At 68.2% G+C, this 17406-nt stretch carries 17 protein-coding genes; 8 read left to right on the forward strand and 9 right to left on the reverse strand.

All coding sequences use genetic code 11. The features are described 5' to 3' along the window. Nucleotides 1-73: 73 nt before the first annotated feature. A complete protein-coding gene (locus NO889_RS14275; RefSeq protein ID WP_256412970.1) occupies nucleotides 74-847 on the reverse strand; it encodes an SDR family oxidoreductase in 774 nt (257 codons plus the stop codon). A gap of 146 nt (nucleotides 848-993) precedes the next feature. On the opposite strand from NO889_RS14275, the gene NO889_RS14280 reads away from it, so the two are divergent. Continuing rightward, on the forward strand, nucleotides 994-1329 hold the full coding sequence (locus NO889_RS14280) for a DUF8152 family protein (RefSeq protein WP_256412902.1): 336 nt from the start codon (nucleotides 994-996) through the stop codon (nucleotides 1327-1329). Nucleotides 1330-1548: 219 nt separating this feature from the next. On the opposite strand, the gene NO889_RS14285 is transcribed toward NO889_RS14280, so the two are convergent. Both NO889_RS14285 and NO889_RS14290 read right to left on the reverse strand, forming a co-directional pair. Then, the gene (locus NO889_RS14285; RefSeq protein ID WP_256412903.1) at nucleotides 1549-1971 is read right to left on the reverse strand and encodes a DUF7522 family protein; all 423 of its coding nucleotides are present in this window, start codon (nucleotides 1969-1971) and stop codon (nucleotides 1549-1551) included. Between the two features lie 227 nt (nucleotides 1972-2198). After that, nucleotides 2199-2399: a methytransferase partner Trm112 gene (locus NO889_RS14290; protein ID WP_256412904.1), complete on the reverse strand. Its 201-nt coding sequence runs from the start codon at nucleotides 2397-2399 to the stop codon at nucleotides 2199-2201. Between the two features lie 144 nt (nucleotides 2400-2543). Between NO889_RS14290 and NO889_RS14295 the strand changes: the two genes are divergently transcribed. After that, the gene (locus tag NO889_RS14295; RefSeq protein ID WP_066418556.1) at nucleotides 2544-2822 is read left to right on the forward strand and encodes a ribonuclease P protein component 4; all 279 of its coding nucleotides are present in this window, start codon (nucleotides 2544-2546) and stop codon (nucleotides 2820-2822) included. Between the two features lie 7 nt (nucleotides 2823-2829). On the opposite strand, the gene NO889_RS14300 is transcribed toward NO889_RS14295, so the two are convergent. From NO889_RS14300 to NO889_RS14310, 3 genes are all read right to left on the reverse strand, one after another. Then, complete coding sequence (locus NO889_RS14300) at nucleotides 2830-3513, reverse strand: HAD-IIB family hydrolase (protein WP_256412905.1); 684 nt, start codon at nucleotides 3511-3513, stop codon at nucleotides 2830-2832. A gap of 66 nt (nucleotides 3514-3579) precedes the next feature. Then, nucleotides 3580-4749 (reverse strand): Cdc6/Cdc18 family protein, encoded by a 1170-nt coding sequence (locus tag NO889_RS14305; protein ID WP_256412906.1) that lies wholly within the window; start codon nucleotides 4747-4749, stop codon nucleotides 3580-3582. Between the two features lie 97 nt (nucleotides 4750-4846). Next, nucleotides 4847-5047, reverse strand: a complete 201-nt coding sequence (locus tag NO889_RS14310) for a hypothetical protein (RefSeq protein ID WP_256412907.1) — start codon at nucleotides 5045-5047, stop codon at nucleotides 4847-4849. Between the two features lie 139 nt (nucleotides 5048-5186). Between NO889_RS14310 and NO889_RS14315 the strand changes: the two genes are divergently transcribed. Then, entirely contained in the window at nucleotides 5187-5588 is a 402-nt protein-coding gene (locus NO889_RS14315; RefSeq protein WP_256412908.1) for a hypothetical protein, read from the forward strand. A gap of 20 nt (nucleotides 5589-5608) precedes the next feature. Here NO889_RS14315 and NO889_RS14320 read toward each other — a convergent pair whose 3' ends face one another. Both NO889_RS14320 and glpK read right to left on the reverse strand, forming a co-directional pair. After that, nucleotides 5609-6694, reverse strand: a complete 1086-nt coding sequence (locus tag NO889_RS14320) for a DUF7973 family transport facilitator (protein WP_256412909.1) — start codon at nucleotides 6692-6694, stop codon at nucleotides 5609-5611. Beyond that, the gene (gene glpK / locus NO889_RS14325; RefSeq protein WP_256412910.1) at nucleotides 6695-8236 is read right to left on the reverse strand and encodes a glycerol kinase GlpK; all 1542 of its coding nucleotides are present in this window, start codon (nucleotides 8234-8236) and stop codon (nucleotides 6695-6697) included. It lies immediately after the preceding gene. A gap of 383 nt (nucleotides 8237-8619) precedes the next feature. On the opposite strand from glpK, the gene glpA reads away from it, so the two are divergent. The 3 genes from glpA to NO889_RS14340 are packed head-to-tail and all read left to right on the forward strand — an operon-like array spanning nucleotide 8620 to nucleotide 13404. After that, entirely contained in the window at nucleotides 8620-10425 is a 1806-nt protein-coding gene (glpA, locus tag NO889_RS14330) for an anaerobic glycerol-3-phosphate dehydrogenase subunit GlpA (protein ID WP_256412911.1), read from the forward strand. Further along, nucleotides 10412-11815, forward strand: coding sequence for a glycerol-3-phosphate dehydrogenase subunit GlpB (gene glpB, locus NO889_RS14335; RefSeq protein WP_256412912.1), 1404 nt, complete (start codon nucleotides 10412-10414; stop codon nucleotides 11813-11815). Before glpA ends, glpB begins: the two co-directional genes overlap by 14 nt. After that, entirely contained in the window at nucleotides 11812-13404 is a 1593-nt protein-coding gene (locus NO889_RS14340) for an anaerobic glycerol-3-phosphate dehydrogenase subunit C (RefSeq protein ID WP_256412913.1), read from the forward strand. The genes glpB and NO889_RS14340 overlap by 4 nt, the downstream gene beginning before the upstream one ends. A gap of 229 nt (nucleotides 13405-13633) precedes the next feature. Here NO889_RS14340 and NO889_RS14345 read toward each other — a convergent pair whose 3' ends face one another. Continuing rightward, complete coding sequence (locus NO889_RS14345; protein ID WP_256412914.1) at nucleotides 13634-15148, reverse strand: DUF7282 domain-containing protein; 1515 nt, start codon at nucleotides 15146-15148, stop codon at nucleotides 13634-13636. A gap of 544 nt (nucleotides 15149-15692) precedes the next feature. Here NO889_RS14345 and NO889_RS14350 point away from each other — a divergent pair. Both NO889_RS14350 and NO889_RS14355 read left to right on the forward strand, forming a co-directional pair. Continuing rightward, nucleotides 15693-17111, forward strand: a complete 1419-nt coding sequence (locus NO889_RS14350; RefSeq protein WP_256412915.1) for a CRTAC1 family protein — start codon at nucleotides 15693-15695, stop codon at nucleotides 17109-17111. Nucleotides 17112-17217: 106 nt separating this feature from the next. Beyond that, a complete protein-coding gene (locus NO889_RS14355; RefSeq protein WP_256412916.1) occupies nucleotides 17218-17394 on the forward strand; it encodes a DUF7576 family protein in 177 nt (58 codons plus the stop codon). The last annotated feature ends 12 nt before the right edge of the window (nucleotides 17395-17406 follow it).

Raw genomic sequence — 17406 nt, forward strand, 5'->3', positions numbered from 1 at the left:
CGAATCGATCACTGCGTTCCGACTAGAAAGCATAATCCGACGGTTAGCCCCCGTTGTGACCGTCGTTCACTGTCTACTGTGTATTCGTCATCCCGCCGTCCACGACGAGCGATTCACCGTTCACGTAGTCCGAGAGATCGCTTGCGAGATACACCGCTGCATCCGCGACGTCTTCAGGCTGGCCCGCTCGCCGCGACGGGATCGCCTGTAGGAACTCTTCTTCAGCATCCGTCCCCATGATCGGGTAATCATCAGTCGTCATCGTCGTCTCGATCAGTCCCGGATGGATAGCGTTCACCCGAACCCCGTCGGGTCCCAGCTTCGCTGCCATCGAGTACGTGAGTAGTCGCACAGCGCCTTTCGTCCCGCAGTACGTGATGAACTCGCCGGAGCCCTCGAGACCGGCTACCGACGAGAGGTTGATGATCCGCCCGCCTCCGGCTTCGACCATCCGCTTTGCGGCCGCCTGTGCGCCGAAATAGACACCTTTGACGTTGATGTCCATCATCCGATCGAACGCGTCTTCGTCGACTTCCAGGAACTCCTCGCCGTGGAAGATTCCCGCGTTGTTCACCATCACGGTGACACCACCGAACTCCTCGGCCGCCTCGACCGCCGCCTCGAGATCGTCGACGTTCGTGACATCACACTCGACGAACGTCGCCCTCGCCTCCGTTTCGGCCTCGATCAGTTCGTGCGTCGGGTCTCCCCCCTCGCGAGGAGACTCCTGAATGTCCGCGATAACGACATCAGCTCCTTCCGAAGCGAACCGTCGAGCGATCGCGCGTCCGTTCCCGCTGGAACCACCGGTAACAACTGCTACGTCGTCTTTGAGTAATGTGGACATCATACACAATATGGGTTGGGAGAGAATATAACTGTATCTCGTCTGTATGCTTATGAACCGCATGTCGCGGCGAGCTAAAACCGCACTCCCCTAGTTCGACCGTCAGCATCGACGCGGTTATGACCTCAATCCCGTACAAACGTGGTATGCTTCCATTTTTGTCCGGCGACGTCCTATTGCTGGCAATGGTACCTTCGCCGATCGAAGATGACGACGAGCGACGAGCTGCTGTCAACGAGTTACACGGCCACTTGGCGGCAACGGCGGAATTGCCGATTGAACGTGCCGCGAATCGTTGGATCGGTGAAGCGGAAGCAGTCGCAGCTGACCTCGTCGAAGTTCCGAACGATCCGGAACTCGTTCGCAAGCGTGCTACCCAAATGGCGGCCCTTCTCGACGAAGTTGATGACACGGGCGACTCAACAGCAAACGAACACCTCGCAGCAGCCACACGAATCGCGGATCAACTCCGCTGTGATTGACATCATCCCGCGCTTCAGCGCGCGGATGAATCCGACAAGTACCTCCGACTCCCATGCCGGGAGGGTAGTACCGGTTGATTGGCACAGCCAGTAGCCGTCATCGGGGCAGCTACGAACCGGAAACATCCCAAACCAGCGGGACGGTGCCATGGGAATCTTCGCTCCTCAGTGTGGAGAGGATGTCACACCACCAGGGACTTCTCGCCTACGACGGCCGTGTCACTCGCCGCGGAGTACTCCCCTGATAGCACTGATCGCCTCCTCGAATGCGGAGACATCCATGCTGTCGGCAGTGAAGAGCACGCCAACGTCGTCCTGGAGCACCCGCACAACGAACCCGTTCTCGTGGAACCGGACGGTGAAATTGTACGGTCCGATATCCGATCCAATGTCCCTGTGTGCGATCGTCGTCCGAACTGGTCGCTCCGCGAATCCGACTTGTTCGAGGCTGACCAGTTCCGCCTTCACTTCCCGAGCAGCATCGTCAGACGCATAGAGATCCTGTCGGACGTACAGTACGTCGAACGCGGACGGAGTGAAGTACACGACGCTTCGGAGGGAGTCGCCGAGACTGGTTCGGGTGGCACTCACGAGACTGTCGACCCTATCGCTGCCAATACCCGTTTCGAGTGCCTTTGTCATAATATGTCATAGTAATAGCGTCCAGTCGTATCAAGCATTTCGCTAGCGATCCTTGGAGTACTGACCAAAACCCCCTCTTTCCTTCAGGACACGACATGTACTCGCGGATATGTTCCGAGTGTGAACGTCCCCTCGTTCCACGGGGTCCCCTGTCCGTACGAGAACGAGGGGACGTTCTCGGATCCGCCGGCACCCGCGGCGTACCTCGGCCCAGGCCGCCGCTTGCTTCAGGCCGCCGCTTCCTCCTCCTCGCGCATGTCCGGCGGGAGGAGGTTCGGGATCCCGTCCTCGATCGGGTAGACCTCGCCGCACTCGGTACAGGTGAGCGTCCCCTCAAGGATGTCCTCGTCGTCCCGCTCGTCGACGTCGAGTTCGAGGTCGGCCTTGTCGAGCGGACAGCAGATCACGTCCATCAGGGATTCCTTCATGCGAGCGGGTTGGCGTGGAGCGTTCAAAAAGGATGCGGGTCGGTGCGGCGGATCGACCGAGAGGCTCCGATCCCGCCGCTCCGGCTCCGGACGGCTCCGACCGCGGACGACAACGCCTTTGCGATGGGGGGATACCGGAAGCGCATGGGGATCCCGGAAGAACGGATCGAGCGACTGTTCGGGCTCGCGCGCGAGGCGGTCGTCGACGACGAGTACGACCGGGCGCGGGAGTACGTCCGCCTCGCGAGGCGGATCGCCGAGCGGAACCGCTGTGGCGTCCCCCGCGAGTTCGAGCGGAAGACCTGCGACGACTGCGACGTGTACCTCCGACCGGGCAAGACGAGCCGGGTCCGGCTCGGTCCCGGCCGGGTCGTCGTCCGGTGCCGCGAGTGCGGCGCGACCGGGCGGTACCCCTACCACTGACCGGGGATCACGGATCCTGGCCCGCACGCAACGCCTCCAGCACCGCCGCGGTACCGTCCATGTACCCCGCCTCGAGGACGACGTCGGCCGCCGCGGTCGCCGCCTCGTCGGCGTTGGCGACGGCGTAGGAGTCCCCGGCCACCTCGAACGTCGAGACGTCGTTCTCGCTGTCGCCGATCGCGACGAACGCCGACGGATCGACGCCGAGCGCGTCCGCGACCCGGACGAGCCCGTCTCCCTTGTTCACGTCCGGCGACTTGACGTGGAACGCGTAGCCGGTGTCGACGACCTCCACGCCCCCGGCGGCCGCGGCGACCTCGCGCAACAGCGCCTCGTCCGCGTCGACGGAGACCGCCACCTCCGTCTCGCGCCACCGGTTCACCGTCTCGTCCCCGCCCCAGCCCAGGTCGCCGCCGCGCTCGAGGAACGTCTCGATCACGGCGCACGCGGCCGCGGAGTCGCCGAGGATCGTCGTCTCGTCGCCGACGTGGACGACCCCGCCGTTCTCGGCGATCACGGTCGCGTCACGGCCGAGGAACCCCGCGAGCGCCACCGGATACGGGAACGCCTTGCCGGTCGCGAGCGCCACGGGGGCCTCCCAGTCGGGCAACAGCTCGAAGACGCGGGGATCGACTCGGCCGTCCGGCGTCGTCAGCGTCCCGTCGATGTCGAGCGCGAGGGGCGGAACCATGTCGACACACCGGGTCGCCGGTGACAACTGTCTTCCGTTCGGCGAGGAAGGGACCGAGGAGTCGGCTCAGCCGCGTGTCGATCGGTCGAACAGCTCGCGGTAGACGAGCGTCGGGAACCGCGGGACGAGCCGGCTCGGCGGCCGGCCCTTGCCGTCGCTCCGTCGCACGGTCACCCGATCGAGCAGCCCGGCGTCGGCGAGCTCGTAGAGCACGCGACGTACCGTGGACGGCGACAGGTCGACGCGCCGACGCGAGGCGATCGTCTCCGTCGCGGCGCTCACCGACGACCGGTCGGACTCGGGCAGCGTCGCGAGCTCGTAGAGGAGCCGGCGGCGGCTCTCCGAGAGCGAGAGGACGCGCCCCAGCGTGACACAGGGCTTCGGAACCTCCTCGATTCCCGCGTCGACGTCCTCGGGTCGGATCGTCGAGACGCCCGCGCGCTCGGCGCGGATGGCGGCGCCCGCGATCGCGGCGAGCGCGTCGTGAGCGTCCCCGGAGGCCCACTCGCCGATCTCGCGGACCTGGTCGTGGCTGAGCGCGTCGCGACCGAGCCCCGTCGAACAGCGGCTCGTCAACAGTTCGACGAGCACGTGCCGACGGTATCGCGAGAACGCCACCGATTCGTCGGGGCTCCACGCGATCTCCTCGGGCGGCTCCCGTCCGAGACACACCGGAACGATGTGCCCGCTCACGTCGGTGAGCCACTCGACGACCGTCGCCGGACTCGGCGTCTCCGGCTCGTTGGTGTGGTCGACCGCGACCACGACGTCCGGACCCGTCCGGATCGCGTCCCGGAGCGACTCGGCGAGGTCGTCGGTCCCGATGCCGTGGTCCGGGATCGTTTCGTCGGCGACGGCCGCCAGGGCGTCGTGATAGAGCCGGAATCGGGTCGAAGCCCGCCTGGCGTCCACGTAGACGAACCCCGGAAGCGACGATTCGACCGCCCGCGTCGACGTCTGGATCGCCTGCGGCGGCCCGGTGTGGGTCGCGAGCCGGGCGAACAGCGCGGAGACGACCGCGGACTTGCCGCTTCCCTTCGGGCCGTGAACGTAGGTGCTCGGCGGCAGCGCGCCGGAGAAAGCCGGGCTGAACGCGTCGAGCAGGCGCTCGATCGCCGGCCCCCGACCGATCGGTGACTCGAGGTGGAACACCGGGGAGACGGCGTCGAAGTCGACGAAGACGCCCGCCCCGGTGTCGTACCCAAGCCGCCGCTCGATCCGGTCGTCGATGTTCACGCTCCTCCCTCCCCGGTACGGGAATAAAACCGATACGAACCGCGGTGGGAACGACGGGAACCGCGACGCGAATCACGTCGAGGGCGGCGGCCCCACCCTACCAGTGATCCGGTCCGTACCGGTTGATGAGAAGCGTCGATATCACGAAGACGACGGCGCTCATCACGCCGGCTACCGTCCCGGCGACGACCCGAACGCCGAGCGCCCCCTCGGCGGTCCCGGCGATGACGAGCGTCACGACGGCCGCGACCACCAGCATGTTCCGTCCGTCGCGCTTCTCGAGACCCAGCGTGCTCATGCGGCCCGCTCGCCCCACTCGCTGTTAAATCCACCCCCACGGGCTCGGTTCCGTACCGATCGACCGCGGCGGCGACGGGGAGTGAGTCGCCCTCACGTTCGACCACACACTTAACCCGAACGGCCGCTTCCCGGCGAGCATGTCCGAAGGGTCGTTCCACGAGTCGGTGGTCGCCGCCGACAGGTGGAGCAAGGTGCTCGCGCTGGTCGTCGCGATCGGCGTCTTCCTGGCCGTCCGGGAACTGATCGGCGACGTACAGTTCTCCTCGATCGTCGCGGCGACGGCCGGGATCGGGACGCGGCTGTACGTTCCGTACCACGCCAGCGTCCGCGTTCCGGAGCCGGACCGGCGACCGCTGCGCGATCACCCGACGGCCGGAAACTACCACCACGGCGCGGCCGGGCTGGCGCTGGTGGCGGCCTCCGCCGTCGCGGTGGGTTCGTTCGGTCTCGGTCACGGCTTCGTCACCGCGGTTGGTGTCGGGGTCATCTCCGGGAGTGTTGCGTATCTGCTGTGTGCCTCGGCGCTTCCGACGGCCTAAAAATCGGCTCCGGTGGCGGCTCAGATGGCTCCGGGAACCCACACGGCCGACCCGAGTATCCCCGCGATGGAGAGGATCGCGATGAGCGTGTGCGTGATCGCGATGGAGGCGGCCGGCGGGTCGACGTGGGTGTCCCCGTGCGCGTAGAAGACGCGCTGGAACGCCTCGCCGACGACCGCGCCGAGCAGCCCGAAGAGCCCGGCGATGAGCAGCGCCACGAGCGGGCTGTAGCCCGTCCCCGCCGTGGCGAGGTACGCCGTCGCCCCTGGCAGGGTCATGTGGTGTGTGACCGGGATCCGCTCGACGCCGAGGTTCAAGAACAGCAGCGTCGCCGCGCTGATCCCGAACCCGAGGAACGGGCTGCCGGTCTGGATCGCGGCGTAGGCTGCTGCCAGCCCCGCGGTCAGCCCGATCGCCGCAACGTGTGACCACTTGTACATGTTCGGCAGCCACGGCTCGACCGCGAGCCGGTCCTCCGACGACTTCTCGCCGTCGCCCGGCACCTCGTCGGCCTCGCGCATCTCGCCGCGCTCGAAGGGACCCATGTCCATGAACCCGTTCGCCTTGTCGCTGACGGTGCCGATCACGGAGTAGCCGAACACCGCACGGTGTAACAGCGCGCTCGCGACGACGGTGAAGGCGATCGGGTCCGTCGGGATCGCGAGGTTCCGGAACGTCTGTTCGAGCACGATGCCGAACACGCCGAAGACCGCACCCACGGCGAGGATGTCCGGCTTGCTGCCGAGCGCGAAGCCGATGTCCTTCGCGTTGTGGTAGTCGAAGCCGGACTCCATCTCGCCGTTCTTGGCTGCGTAGGCCGCCGCGGCCGCGCCGCCGGCGAAGGAGATGTGCGGGCCGAAGACGGGCCCGAAGCCGACGCCGACGCCGACGCCGGAGGCGGCGTCGCCGCCCCAGACGCCGGCGATCACGAGGAACCCGGTGAAGATGAACGCGGGGAGCGCGCCGAGGGCGGCACCGAACGCGCCGCCGGCGGCCGCGCCGAGCCAGATGGTCGGGTCGAGCAGGATCTCGAGCACCGCGTCGACCGAACCCGCGTTCCAGCCGCTGGCCTGCGCGAGGACTCCCATCGCGACTGCGGAGTTCATCTACTCGTCCCCCTCGTCGTCTCTCGCCCAGTCGAGCGACTTCTCGACGGCGTCGCCCCACCGGTCGTACAGTTTGTCGACCTCCCCCTGCTCCTTCTCGGGCGTGAACTCGCGGTCGACCTGCCAGTTGTCGCGCAGCTCGTCGACGGTGTCCCAGTAGCCGACCGCGAGCCCGGCGGCGTACGCGGAACCGAGCGCGGTCGTCTCGTCGACCTCCGGTCGCGCGATCTCGGTCTGGATGATGTCCGACTGGAGCTGACAGAGGAAGTTGTTCTTCACCGCCCCGCCGTCGACGCGGAGGCTCGTCGTCTCCACGCCGGAGTCGGCCTCCATCGCCTCGGCCACGTCGCGGGTCTGGTAGGCGATCGACTCGAGCGTCGCGCGGACGATGTGCTCCTTGCTCGTGCCGCGGGTCATCCCGACGATGGTACCGCGGGCGCGGCCGTCCCAGTGGGGCGCGCCGAGGCCCGTGAACGCCGGAACCATGTAGACGCCGTCAGTCGACTCGACCGACCGCGCCAGTTCGGCGGTCTGGGCCGCGTTGTTGATCAGGTCGACGTCCTCGAGCCACTCGATGGCGGCTCCGGTGATGAAGATGGAGCCCTCCAGCGCGTACTGGACCGGCTCGCCGGACATCTGGAAGCCGATGGTCGTTAAGAGTCCGTGGTCGGACTCGACGGCCTCGTTGCCCGTGTTCATCAGGTAGAAGGAGCCGGTGCCGTAGGTGTTCTTCGCGTCGCCCTCGTCGAAGCAGGTCTGGCCGAACAGCGCGGCCTGCTGGTCGCCGAGCGCGCCCGCGACCGGGATCTCCTCGCCGAGGAAGCCGTCCGCGTCGGTGTGGCCGTAGTACTCCTCGTCGGAGGAGGGGCGTACCTCCGGAACCATCTCCTTCGGTACGCCGAACTCCTCGAGGAGTCCGTCGTCCCACTCCAGGTCCCGGATGTTGTACAGCATCGTCCGGGACGCGTTCGTCACGTCCGTGATGTGGTTGCCCGTGAGGTTGTAGATGAGCCACGAGTCGATCGTGCCCATCACCAGTTCGCCCTCGCGGGCGCGGTCGCGGAGGTCGCCGCCGCGGGAGCTCTGCATCTTGAGCGGCTCGGCGTTGTCGAGGATCCACTCGGTCTTGGTCGCCGAGAAGTACGCGTCGGCCTCGAGGCCGGTCTTCTCGCGGATCTCCTCGACCATTCCCGCGTCCTGAAGCTCCTCGACCCGATCCGTCGTCCGGCGGTCCTGCCAGACCAACGCGTTGTGGACCGGTCTACCGGTCTCGCGGTCCCACACGATCGTGGTCTCGCGCTGGTTCGTGATCCCGATCGCGTCGAGCTGGTTCGCCTCCAATCCGGCGTCCGCGAGGCCGTCGAGGACGACTTCTTGAGTGTTCTCCCAGATCTCTATCGGGTCGTGTTCGACCCAACCCGGATTGGGGTAGATCTGTTCGTGTTGTTCGTAGGCGTTCGCGACGACCTGCCCGCCGTGGTCGAACACCATGAAGCGAGTCCCGGTCGTCCCCTGGTCTATCGCACCGACGTACTGTGTCATGTTCTGGATCCCTCCTGCGGCGCTGGTCCGGCCGAAACGACGACGCCACCGTCCGTGTCCCGACCGAGTCCGGGACCGAACCGTCACCTTCCCCACGTCGAAACGTCGCGTCCGGGCCTCACGCCGGCCCACGGACCGAAGACGCGGGGTCGCTGTCGTCGCCGCCACGGCATATCTTCACGGAAGCTACCACGCCATTCGTGAACATAATGTACTACCATAATAATCTTCCTGTTAAAATCCGCGATACGGCTCGCATAAAAAAGGTAAATATATAAATTTGTGGGTTAGCTGTCCGACAAGACGTAATGACTATCCCTGATAGTTATGATCGGGTCGGGACGGGAGGTAAAGTAAAGTGATCCCAGTCCAAGCGGTATGACATGGACGATCAAGTGGACGTCGTCGTCGTCGGTGGTGGGTCGACCGGCTGCGGCGTGATACGGGACCTCGCGCGCCGGGGGCTCGACGCGGTCCTCGTCGAGAAGGGGAACCTCACGCACGGGACCACGGGGCGCATGCACGGGCTCCTCCACAGCGGCGGGAGGTACGCCGTCTCCGATCAGAAGAGCGCGCGCGAGTGTATCGAGGAGAACCGGGTGCTCCGGGACATCGCCGCCCACTGCGTCGAGGAGACCGGCGGGATGTTCGTCAAGCGGCCCGAGGACTCCGAGGAGTACTTCCGGGAGAAGCTCGAGGGATGTCGCGCGTGCGACATCCCCGCGGAGGTGATAGACGGCGAGGAGGCGCGCCGACGCGAGCCGTACCTCGCCCGCGACGTGGAGAAGGCGATCGTCGTCCCGGACGGGGCCGTCGACCCGTTCCGGCTCTGCGTGGCCAACGCCGCCGACGCCCGCGAACACGGCGCGCGAGTCGAGACCCACGCCGAGGTGACGGACGTGCTCGTCGAGGACGACGCGGTCGTCGGCGTCGAGATCGAACACGACAGCGGACCCGGAAAGCGCGTCCACCGCGAGCCGGGGACGACCGAGGAGATCCGCGCGCGCTACGTCGTCAACGCTACCGGCGCGTGGGCCGGCCGGATCGGCGAGATGGCCGGGGTCGACGTCGAGGTCCGCCCGTCGAAGGGCGTGATGACCGTGATGAACACCCGGCAGGTCGACACCGTGATCAACCGGTGCCGACCGAAGGGCGACGCCGACATCGTCGTTCCCCACGAGACGGCCTGTATCCTGGGGACGACGGACGAGGAGGTCGACGACCCCGAGGACTACCCGGAGGAGGAGTGGGAGGTCGACCTGATGATCGAGACGCTCTCCGAACTCGTGCCCGCGCTGAAGGACGCCCGTACGCTCCGCTCGTTCTGGGGCGTCAGACCCCTCTACGAGCCGCCCGGAACCGGCACCGACGACCCCACCGACATCACGCGCGACTACTTCCTCTTGGACCACGCCGAGCGCGACGACCTCCCCGGAATGACGAGCATCGTCGGCGGGAAGCTCACCACCTACCGGATGATGGCCGAGTCGATCTCCGACCACGTCTGTGGGAAGCTCGGCCACGACGCCGACTGCGACACCGCCGACGTGCCGCTTCCCGGCTCCGAGGACTTCAGCGTCCTGCGCGATTACATGGAGGAGTTCGGGATCCGGTCGCCGATCGGCCGCAGATCCGCCCAGCGGCTCGGCTCGCGGACCGACGACGTGCTGGGCGGGACCGACCCCAACCCCGTCGTCTGCGAGTGCGAGGGGGTCACCCGCGCGGAGGTTCGAGACGGGATCGAACAGGCCGGCTCCGACCTGAACGCGGTTCGGCTCCGGACCCGCGCCTCGATGGGGAACTGTCAGGGCGGATTCTGTACCCACCGCATCGCCTCGGAACTGGCGCAAGAGTACCCCGAGCCCGTCGCCCGCGACGCCGAGGACGAGCTCTACCAGGAGCGCTGGAAGGGCCAGCGGCACGCGTTGTGGGGCCGCCAGCTCTCGCAGGCGATGTTGAACCACCTGCTCCACGCCACCACGATGAACCGCGACGGCGACCCGGCGACGACCGACGCCGACGTGGACTTCGGCGCGTTCGACGCGGGGGTCGAGCCGGGGGGCGGCGGGTCCGCGGGCGACGGCTCGGAGTCGGACGACTCGGCCGCCGGCGTCACGGCGACCGACGGCGGGATCGACGCGGCCGAGAGCCCCGACGCGACCGACGGGGGCACGCATGGCGATCGATAGCGAGGTCCTCGTCGTCGGCGGGGGGATCGCCGGAATCACGGCCGCGATCGCGGCCGCCCGCGAAGGGGCCGACGTCCGGCTCGTCTCGCACAAGGCGAGCACGCTGCGGCAGGCGTCGGGGCTGATCGACGCGCTCGGCTACGTCCCCCCGACCGAGCCGGCGAAACCCCTGCGCGAGGGGCCGCCGACCGCGGGCTGGAACCTCGACCCCGACGAGTGGCCCGACCCGGAGGGACCGATCGCCGACCCCTTCGAGGCGATCGACCGGCTCCCCGAGGACCACCCGTACCGGCTCGTCGGCGCGGACGCGCTGCGGGAGGGGCTCGCGCTGTTCGACGACCTCGTCGGGGACGCGTACCTCGGCGGCCACACCGACCGGAACGCGCTGGTACCGACGTTCGGCGGTAGCGTGAAACCGACCGCCCGCTACCCCGCGTCGGCGGCGGCCGGGGTGGCGAGCGACGACCGCCCGACGCTGATCGTGGGGTTCCGGTCGCTCACCGAGTACGACGCGCGGGCGTTCGCCGACCGGCTCGCGGCGGCCGGCGTCCCCTTCGACGTCGCCGGCGCGGAGGTGGAGTTCGCGGAGGCGTTCCGCGCGGACGCGAAGGTCACCCGCCTCGCGAAGGCGCTCGACCGCGACGAGCCGATCGACGGCACGCCGGCCCGCGAGGCGCTGGCGAAGGCGGTGGGGCCGCACCTCCACGACGTCGTCGACGAGGCCGGCGGCGTCGACCGCGTCGAGCGGGTCGGGTTCCCGGCGTTCCTCGGCGACGACCACGCGGCGGAGGTGCGCGCGGCGCTCGCCGACCGGCTCGGCGCGGACGTCTTCGAGGTCCCGATGGGGCCGCCGAGCCTGCCCGGACTCCGGCTCGAGGACCTGCTGTACGACGCGCTCGACGACGCCGGCGTCCGGTTCGAGACGGGGACGCCCGCGGTGGGGTACGAGACGGACGAGGGCGGGGCTGGCGGCGACGGGAACGGCGGCCGGATCGACCACCTCGTGATGGACCGAAAGGGCAGCGAGGTCCCGTACGGCGCGGAGGCCGTGGTGCTCGCGACGGGCGGGCTGGTCGGGAAGGGGCTGGATTCGGACCGCGACGGCGTGCGCGAGCCGGTCCTCGACCTACACGTTCCACAGCCCGCGGACCGCTACGAGTGGTTCGTCGACGACGCGTTCGGCGAGCAGCCGTACGCGCGATTCGGTGTGCGGCCGGACGAGCGACTGCGGCCGCTCGACGGGTCGGGGGAGGTTGCGTACGGGAACGTCCGGGTCGCCGGCGGTGTCGTCGGCGGCGCGGACGTGGCGCGCGAGAAGTCCGCGAGCGGCGTCTCGCTCGCGACCGGCCTCGTGGCGGGTCGGGAGGCGGCACGGGAGGTTCAGCAATGACACGACACACAGAGAACGGCGACGGGGCGGACGGGACCGACGGATCGCACGGGGACGGCGGACCGAACGACGGCGACCGCCGCGGGGCGAACGACGCCCAACGCTGCGGCTGTGGGGGGACCGACGGGACGCCGCAGCCGAACGTGCCCGAGATCGGCCGCGACGAGCGCCCGGCGATCTTCGTTCCCGACGGCGGGGACGAGGAAGGCGCCGGCGCGGGGCCGTCCGAGACGGACGGGTCGGCCGCGGCGGACGCGCCGCGAACCGCGACCGACGGAGGCGTCGAGAGCGCGACCGGCGGCAGCGACTCGACCGAGCTCGACCCCGACGCCTACGATCCGATCGACGTGTTCCCGGAGGGCGACCTCGACCTGCGCGACGGGGCCGACTCCTGTTACAAGTGTACCTCCTGTGATACCTCCTGTCCGGTCGCGGAGGTCGACGACGAGTTCCCCGGCCCGAAGTTTCAGGGACCGGAGCAGTGGCGGCTCAAACGGAAGGACGACCACGACATCGACGAGTCGATCACCTCCTGTTCGAACTGTATGCGGTGTGACGACGCCTGCCCCTCCTCCGTGCCGCTCTCGCAGATGCACAACGAGGCGCGCGGCCAGTTCGTCGAGGAACAGATGGAGAAGCTCTCCCTCGAGTACGTCCGCAACCGGATCTTAGCGAACTACCGGACCTCGGCGCGGCTGGCGAGCGTGGTCCCGCGGCTCTCCTCGTTCGCGATGAACTTCGGGCCCGCCCGGTGGGCGATGGACAAAGTGCTCGGGATCCCCAAAGAGCGGGAGTTCCCCGAGTTCGCGACGACGACGTTCCGCGAGTGGTGGCGCGACCGCGGCGGCGCACAGATTGAGAACCCCGACAAGCGCGTGGCGTACTTCCACGGCTGTTACTCCAACTACAACACGCCGGAGGTGGGGAAAGCGATGGTCAGAGTGTACGAGCACTTCGGGTACGAGGTGATGGTGCCGCCCCAGAAGTGCTCGGGGACGCCGATGTTCGCGAACGGGATGTTGAAGGACGCCCGCCGCCACGCCGAGACCAACGTCGAGAACCTGGTCGAGGCGATCGGCGACGGCGCGGACGTGATCGCGTCGTGTACCTCCTGTTCGATGTCGCTCCGGCAGGAGTACCCCGAGCTGTTCGACATCCACGGCATCGAGGACGTCTCCGATCACACCTTCGAGGCGCTGGAGTACCTCCGGATCCACGAGGACCTGGACGGCGCGCTCGCCGAGAGCGACGGCCCCGGCGACGAGCAGTCGTTCGCGTACCACGCGCCGTGTCACGCCCGTAACCAGGGGCTCGCCCGGCAGGCGGTCGAGACGTTCCGCGACGTCGACGGCGTCGAGATGGAGGACGTGGGCGACTCCTGTTCGGGGATCTCGGGCACCTACGGCTGGAAGAGCGAGAAGTACGAGAAGTCGATGCAGATCGGCGAGGAGATGTTCGATCACATGGAGGACGCCGAGGGCGAGGTGGGGATGACGGAGTGCCCGACCTGCGCGATGCAGATGGAACACGGCACCGGCTACGAGATCGAACACCCGCTCCAGCTGCTCGAGGAGACGCTCGTGGCGTAGATCCGACGCTGCCCCTCGTGTTATCCATCATCTCGACGGGAACGATGCCGAGTTGGCCCTCGCGTTCGCTCACGACGGTCGTCTCGTCGAGACCAACCACACCGTCACCGTTCGAATCGTCACTCTGTCCTCGAAGGCGGTTCCCTCGTGAGGACGACGGCTACGGAAGTGCTCGATGACCGAACCCGTTACCTCGGCAGAAGGTGCGAAACTGAGGAAACCGGGTTAGCTACCCGTCCTCAGGAGTTTCCGGCTGCGCCTCGTCGCTTTCGTCATCACCGGAGTCGTCGTCAGCGTCGTCGTTATCGGCCTCGCCGTCTTCGCCGGAGCCGCCGTCTTCAGCGTCGCCGTCGTCGGCACCTTCGCCGTCGTCGGCACCTCCATCTTCGCCGTCGTCGCTCTCGTCTTCACCGGAGTCGTCGTCGTCAGCATCGTCGTCGCCGTCAGCATCGTCGTCGCTCTCGTCTTCACCGGAGTCGCCGTCGTCAGCGTCCTCGCCGCCGTCAGCATCGTCGTCGCTCTCGTCTTCACCGGAGTCGTCGCCAGCATCGCTATCGTCACCTTCGCCGTCGTCAGCGTCCTCGCCGTCGTCGGCACCTTCGCCGTCGTCAGCGTCCTCGCCTTCGTCGGCATCCTCACCGTCGTCAGCGTCGCCGTCGTCGGCATCGCCGTCGTCAGTATCCCCACTCTCGTCGTCCGGGGCTTCGATCGTGATGATCGCGTCCTGCCCGAAGTCGTTCGAGAAGACGCTGTGGATGTACGTGCCTGCGGGAGTCCCGTCAGTGGGTATCTCGAACTGAACGGTCGTCGAGTTCTCGCCGTCGAGGTCGACGGTTCGGGTCTCCACGAGGTCGCCGTCGAACCGGAACTGGACCGGCTGTTCGTGGGCGAACTCGTTGGGGTTCGAGACGGTGGCGTTCACGGTGACGTTCTCGCCCGCGGTCACGGACTCGGGCGCGGTGAGGTCCGTGACTCCGAAGGAGACGATCTCGTCGACGATCAGGACTCGGGCCGGTTGCCCGTCCTCACGCGTGTACACGCCGTGGATGTACGCGTCGGAATCGATCTCCGACGTGTTGACCGTGGTCGTGAAGTCGGTCGATTCGCCGGCATCGAGGCTGACCTCCTCGCGGGCCGATACGTTACCGTCGAATCGGTACTCCACGGTCTGTGTGTCCGCTTCGTCGTTGGGGTTCTCGACGGTCGCAGTGACGTCCAGCGCGTCGCCCCGTTCGACGACCTCGGGCGCGGTCAGATCATCGACGACGAACGATTCGCCGGTGGTCTCCGAGGCCTCCACGGTGACGTTCGCCGCATCGGTGACCGCCGACCCGTTGGCGACGTACGGACCGTCCTCCGACCCGTCGGTCGCGACGAAGTCGTAGGTCCCGTTCGCGTTCGTGTCGCGATGCGGCATCGCGATCAGCGTCTCGTTTCCGGTTAGTTCCGTTCGGTCGAACGTCGCTCCCGGAACGTCATCGAACAGCGTGACGGTGACGTTCTCGTGTTCCCCAGGCTCGAGGTACTCCGAGACGCCGATCACGCTCCCGGTGACCTCCCCGTCGAGCAGGCTATCGTCGTGGATCACGACGAATCCACCGTCGGACGTGTTGACCGAATCGACGGTCACCGCCGTGCCGTTCGTTGTCTGGTCGGAAAACGCCACCGTGGCGTCGTTGCCTGCCGGAGCATCGACCTGTGGCCGCAGTTCCTGCGCTCCGACCATCCCCGCGACGGAGCTCATCATCACCGCCGCGAGTACGACCGCGATAAGTTTCTTCGTTGAAGATTCCATGTGCGTTGTAACTCAGCTCGGCCGTCGCGTTTCGTTCGTCGAACTGTCCTCCGATCGCTCGGCCGCAACCCTCGTGTGAACCACAGCGCACGTCACGACCCGGCCCAGGTTTGTTATGCGTCGTCGTGGTCAGATTTCGCTCGGCTTACTCTCGACCGGTGGTCTCCGACGATTGACGGGTCTCTGCCGCGGCCGATAAGGACCGCTTAGTAGCGACTCCCGGCTGTACTGCCCGGATCAGCCCGGCGGATCCCGGAACCCCTGACACGGGGAGTAATCCCAACCAACCGACGCGTGACGGAGGTCCCGCGCCGGCGACGCCGGTGTCGCGGTCACATTCCGTTCAGGGGGAACCCCGCGGTCGGGACGTAGAAGTACGGCTCGACGCCGAGGACGTGGAGCGTGGTACGGGGCGTGAGGGGATAGGAAGGCAAACCGCGCGGCGGCGGATCCAACCCGTGCGTTCATTACCCCTGGGCGGTGACGGGCGGCCATGTTCGCGGACCGTTCCGATCTGCTCGCCGACGCCGATCCCGTCCGCGGGTACGGCGTCGCCGTGACGCCCGGACGGGACGGACCGCTGGTCTTCGTCGCCGGATACGGGGAGCCGAACCGACTGTACGCCCGCGAGGACGGCGGGTCGGGGCGCTTCTCGAACACCGCGTGCGGGATCGTCGCCGACGGCGACAGACACGCCATGGGGGTGTGCGCGGCCGACGTCGACGCGGACGGCTGCGAGGAGATATACGTCCACAACTGCGCCAACAGCGTCGGCGTCGCCGGCGACTCCGACCTCCTCCTCGACCGACTGGAGGCGGACAAGTACCGCTGGACCGACACGTTCGCGCTGCCCGTCAACGGCGACCGGCTCAACTTCCGGGCGGGCCGCTCGGTCGCCGCGCTCGATCGGCTCGGCACCGGGCGGTACGGGGTCGCCGTCGCCAGCTACGGCGCGCCGCTGGCGTTCTACGAGCTCGGCGACGACGGCGAGGCCTCCGACATGGCCGACGCGGTCGGGCTTGCGGTCGAGGACGGCTGCCGGTCGCTGCTCCCCGGCCCCCTCTGCTCGGAGGGCACCGACCTGTTCGTCGGCGTCGAGGCCGGACCGAACCGGCTGTTCCGCAACGACGGCGGCCACTACGAGCCGGTCGACGGCGGGCCCGACCTCGCCGACCCCGCCGGCGACGCTCGGGGCGTCGCGCTGGTCGACGAGGACGGGTCGTTCGCGCTCGCGGTCGGCAACTGGGAGGGACACAGCCGGCTGCTCAGACCCGACGCCGAGGGACGGTACCGCGACGTCGCGCCGTCGGCGCTTCGCGCGGCGGAGGGCGTCCGGTCGGTGGTCGCCGCCGACTTCGACAACGACGGGCGACAGGAGCTGTTCTGTAACGGCTTCGGCGAGGCCAGCCGGCTCTTCGAGCGGGTCGATCCGACGGGGACGGACGTCGACGACGCGGCGAACGGGCCCCGCTGGGCCCCCGGCGACGTCGGCGCGGCGACGGAGCCGACGGGGTTCGGCACGGGCGCGGTCGCCGCCGACCTCGACGGCGACGGGGTCCTCGAGCTCGTCGTCGTCCACGGCGAGGTGGCGGCCCAGCCGATCTCGGTGTACGCCGCGCCGGCCGCGGCCGACAACGACCGGATCCGGGTCCGTCCGACGACGCCGCAGGGTGCGCCGGCCCGCGGGGCGACCGTTCGGCTCCGCGTCGCGGGCGGCGGAACGCAGCGGCGAGTGATCGACGCCGGCGGGGGCTACCTCTGTCAGACGGAGCCGGTCGCGCACTTCGGGCTCGGGGACGCGAGACCGGAGCGCGTCGTCGTGCGCTGGCCGGACGGCCGCGAGCGGACGATCGCCGACCCCGACGCGAACGTCGAACTCGACGTCGCGCACCCGGCCGCGCGCGTCGAGTGAGCGAGTGGAGAGCAAACAGCGGGGAAAGCGGACGGGAGCGACCCCCTCGCCCGGCCAGAACTGCCGCGCTTCGCGGGTTCAAGTGGCCGCGAGCCCACGGGCGGGTATGGTGGATCCGACATCCGATCTCGGCGAGGAGGACGAGGAGTCCGCGCCCCGGTGTGCGTCCTGCGGGGAGCCCGCCCTCGGCGTCGAGAGGCGGACGGTGACGTGGGTGGAGGACGGCGAGATCGAACGACGACACTTCTGCGGGGAGGCGTGTCGCGAGGGGTGGGGTCGATAGCGCGGGAGGCTT

The sequence above is a fragment of the Halorubrum rubrum genome, assembly GCF_024494685.1.
In the GTDB taxonomy this organism is placed as follows: Archaea; Halobacteriota; Halobacteria; order Halobacteriales; family Haloferacaceae; genus Halorubrum; species Halorubrum rubrum.

Coding starts and splice junctions, on each gene's coding strand:
- NO889_RS14340 (WP_256412913.1), top strand. CDS start 11,812: ATGACACGACACACAGAGAACGGCGACGGGGCGGACGGGACCGACGGA.
- NO889_RS14280 (WP_256412902.1), top strand. CDS start 994: ATGCTTCCATTTTTGTCCGGCGACGTCCTATTGCTGGCAATGGTACCT.
- NO889_RS14295 (WP_066418556.1), top strand. CDS start 2,544: ATGGGGATCCCGGAAGAACGGATCGAGCGACTGTTCGGGCTCGCGCGC.
- NO889_RS14290 (WP_256412904.1), bottom strand. CDS start 2,399: ATGAAGGAATCCCTGATGGACGTGATCTGCTGTCCGCTCGACAAGGCC.
- NO889_RS14350 (WP_256412915.1), top strand. CDS start 15,693: ATGTTCGCGGACCGTTCCGATCTGCTCGCCGACGCCGATCCCGTCCGC.
- NO889_RS14310 (WP_256412907.1), bottom strand. CDS start 5,047: ATGAGCACGCTGGGTCTCGAGAAGCGCGACGGACGGAACATGCTGGTG.
- NO889_RS14355 (WP_256412916.1), top strand. CDS start 17,218: ATGGTGGATCCGACATCCGATCTCGGCGAGGAGGACGAGGAGTCCGCG.
- NO889_RS14315 (WP_256412908.1), top strand. CDS start 5,187: ATGTCCGAAGGGTCGTTCCACGAGTCGGTGGTCGCCGCCGACAGGTGG.
- glpA (WP_256412911.1), top strand. CDS start 8,620: ATGGACGATCAAGTGGACGTCGTCGTCGTCGGTGGTGGGTCGACCGGC.
- NO889_RS14345 (WP_256412914.1), bottom strand. CDS start 15,148: ATGAGCTCCGTCGCGGGGATGGTCGGAGCGCAGGAACTGCGGCCACAG.
- NO889_RS14320 (WP_256412909.1), bottom strand. CDS start 6,694: ATGAACTCCGCAGTCGCGATGGGAGTCCTCGCGCAGGCCAGCGGCTGG.
- glpB (WP_256412912.1), top strand. CDS start 10,412: ATGGCGATCGATAGCGAGGTCCTCGTCGTCGGCGGGGGGATCGCCGGA.
- glpK (WP_256412910.1), bottom strand. CDS start 8,236: ATGACACAGTACGTCGGTGCGATAGACCAGGGGACGACCGGGACTCGC.
- NO889_RS14300 (WP_256412905.1), bottom strand. CDS start 3,513: ATGGTTCCGCCCCTCGCGCTCGACATCGACGGGACGCTGACGACGCCG.
- NO889_RS14275 (WP_256412970.1), bottom strand. CDS start 847: ATGTCCACATTACTCAAAGACGACGTAGCAGTTGTTACCGGTGGTTCC.
- NO889_RS14285 (WP_256412903.1), bottom strand. CDS start 1,971: ATGACAAAGGCACTCGAAACGGGTATTGGCAGCGATAGGGTCGACAGT.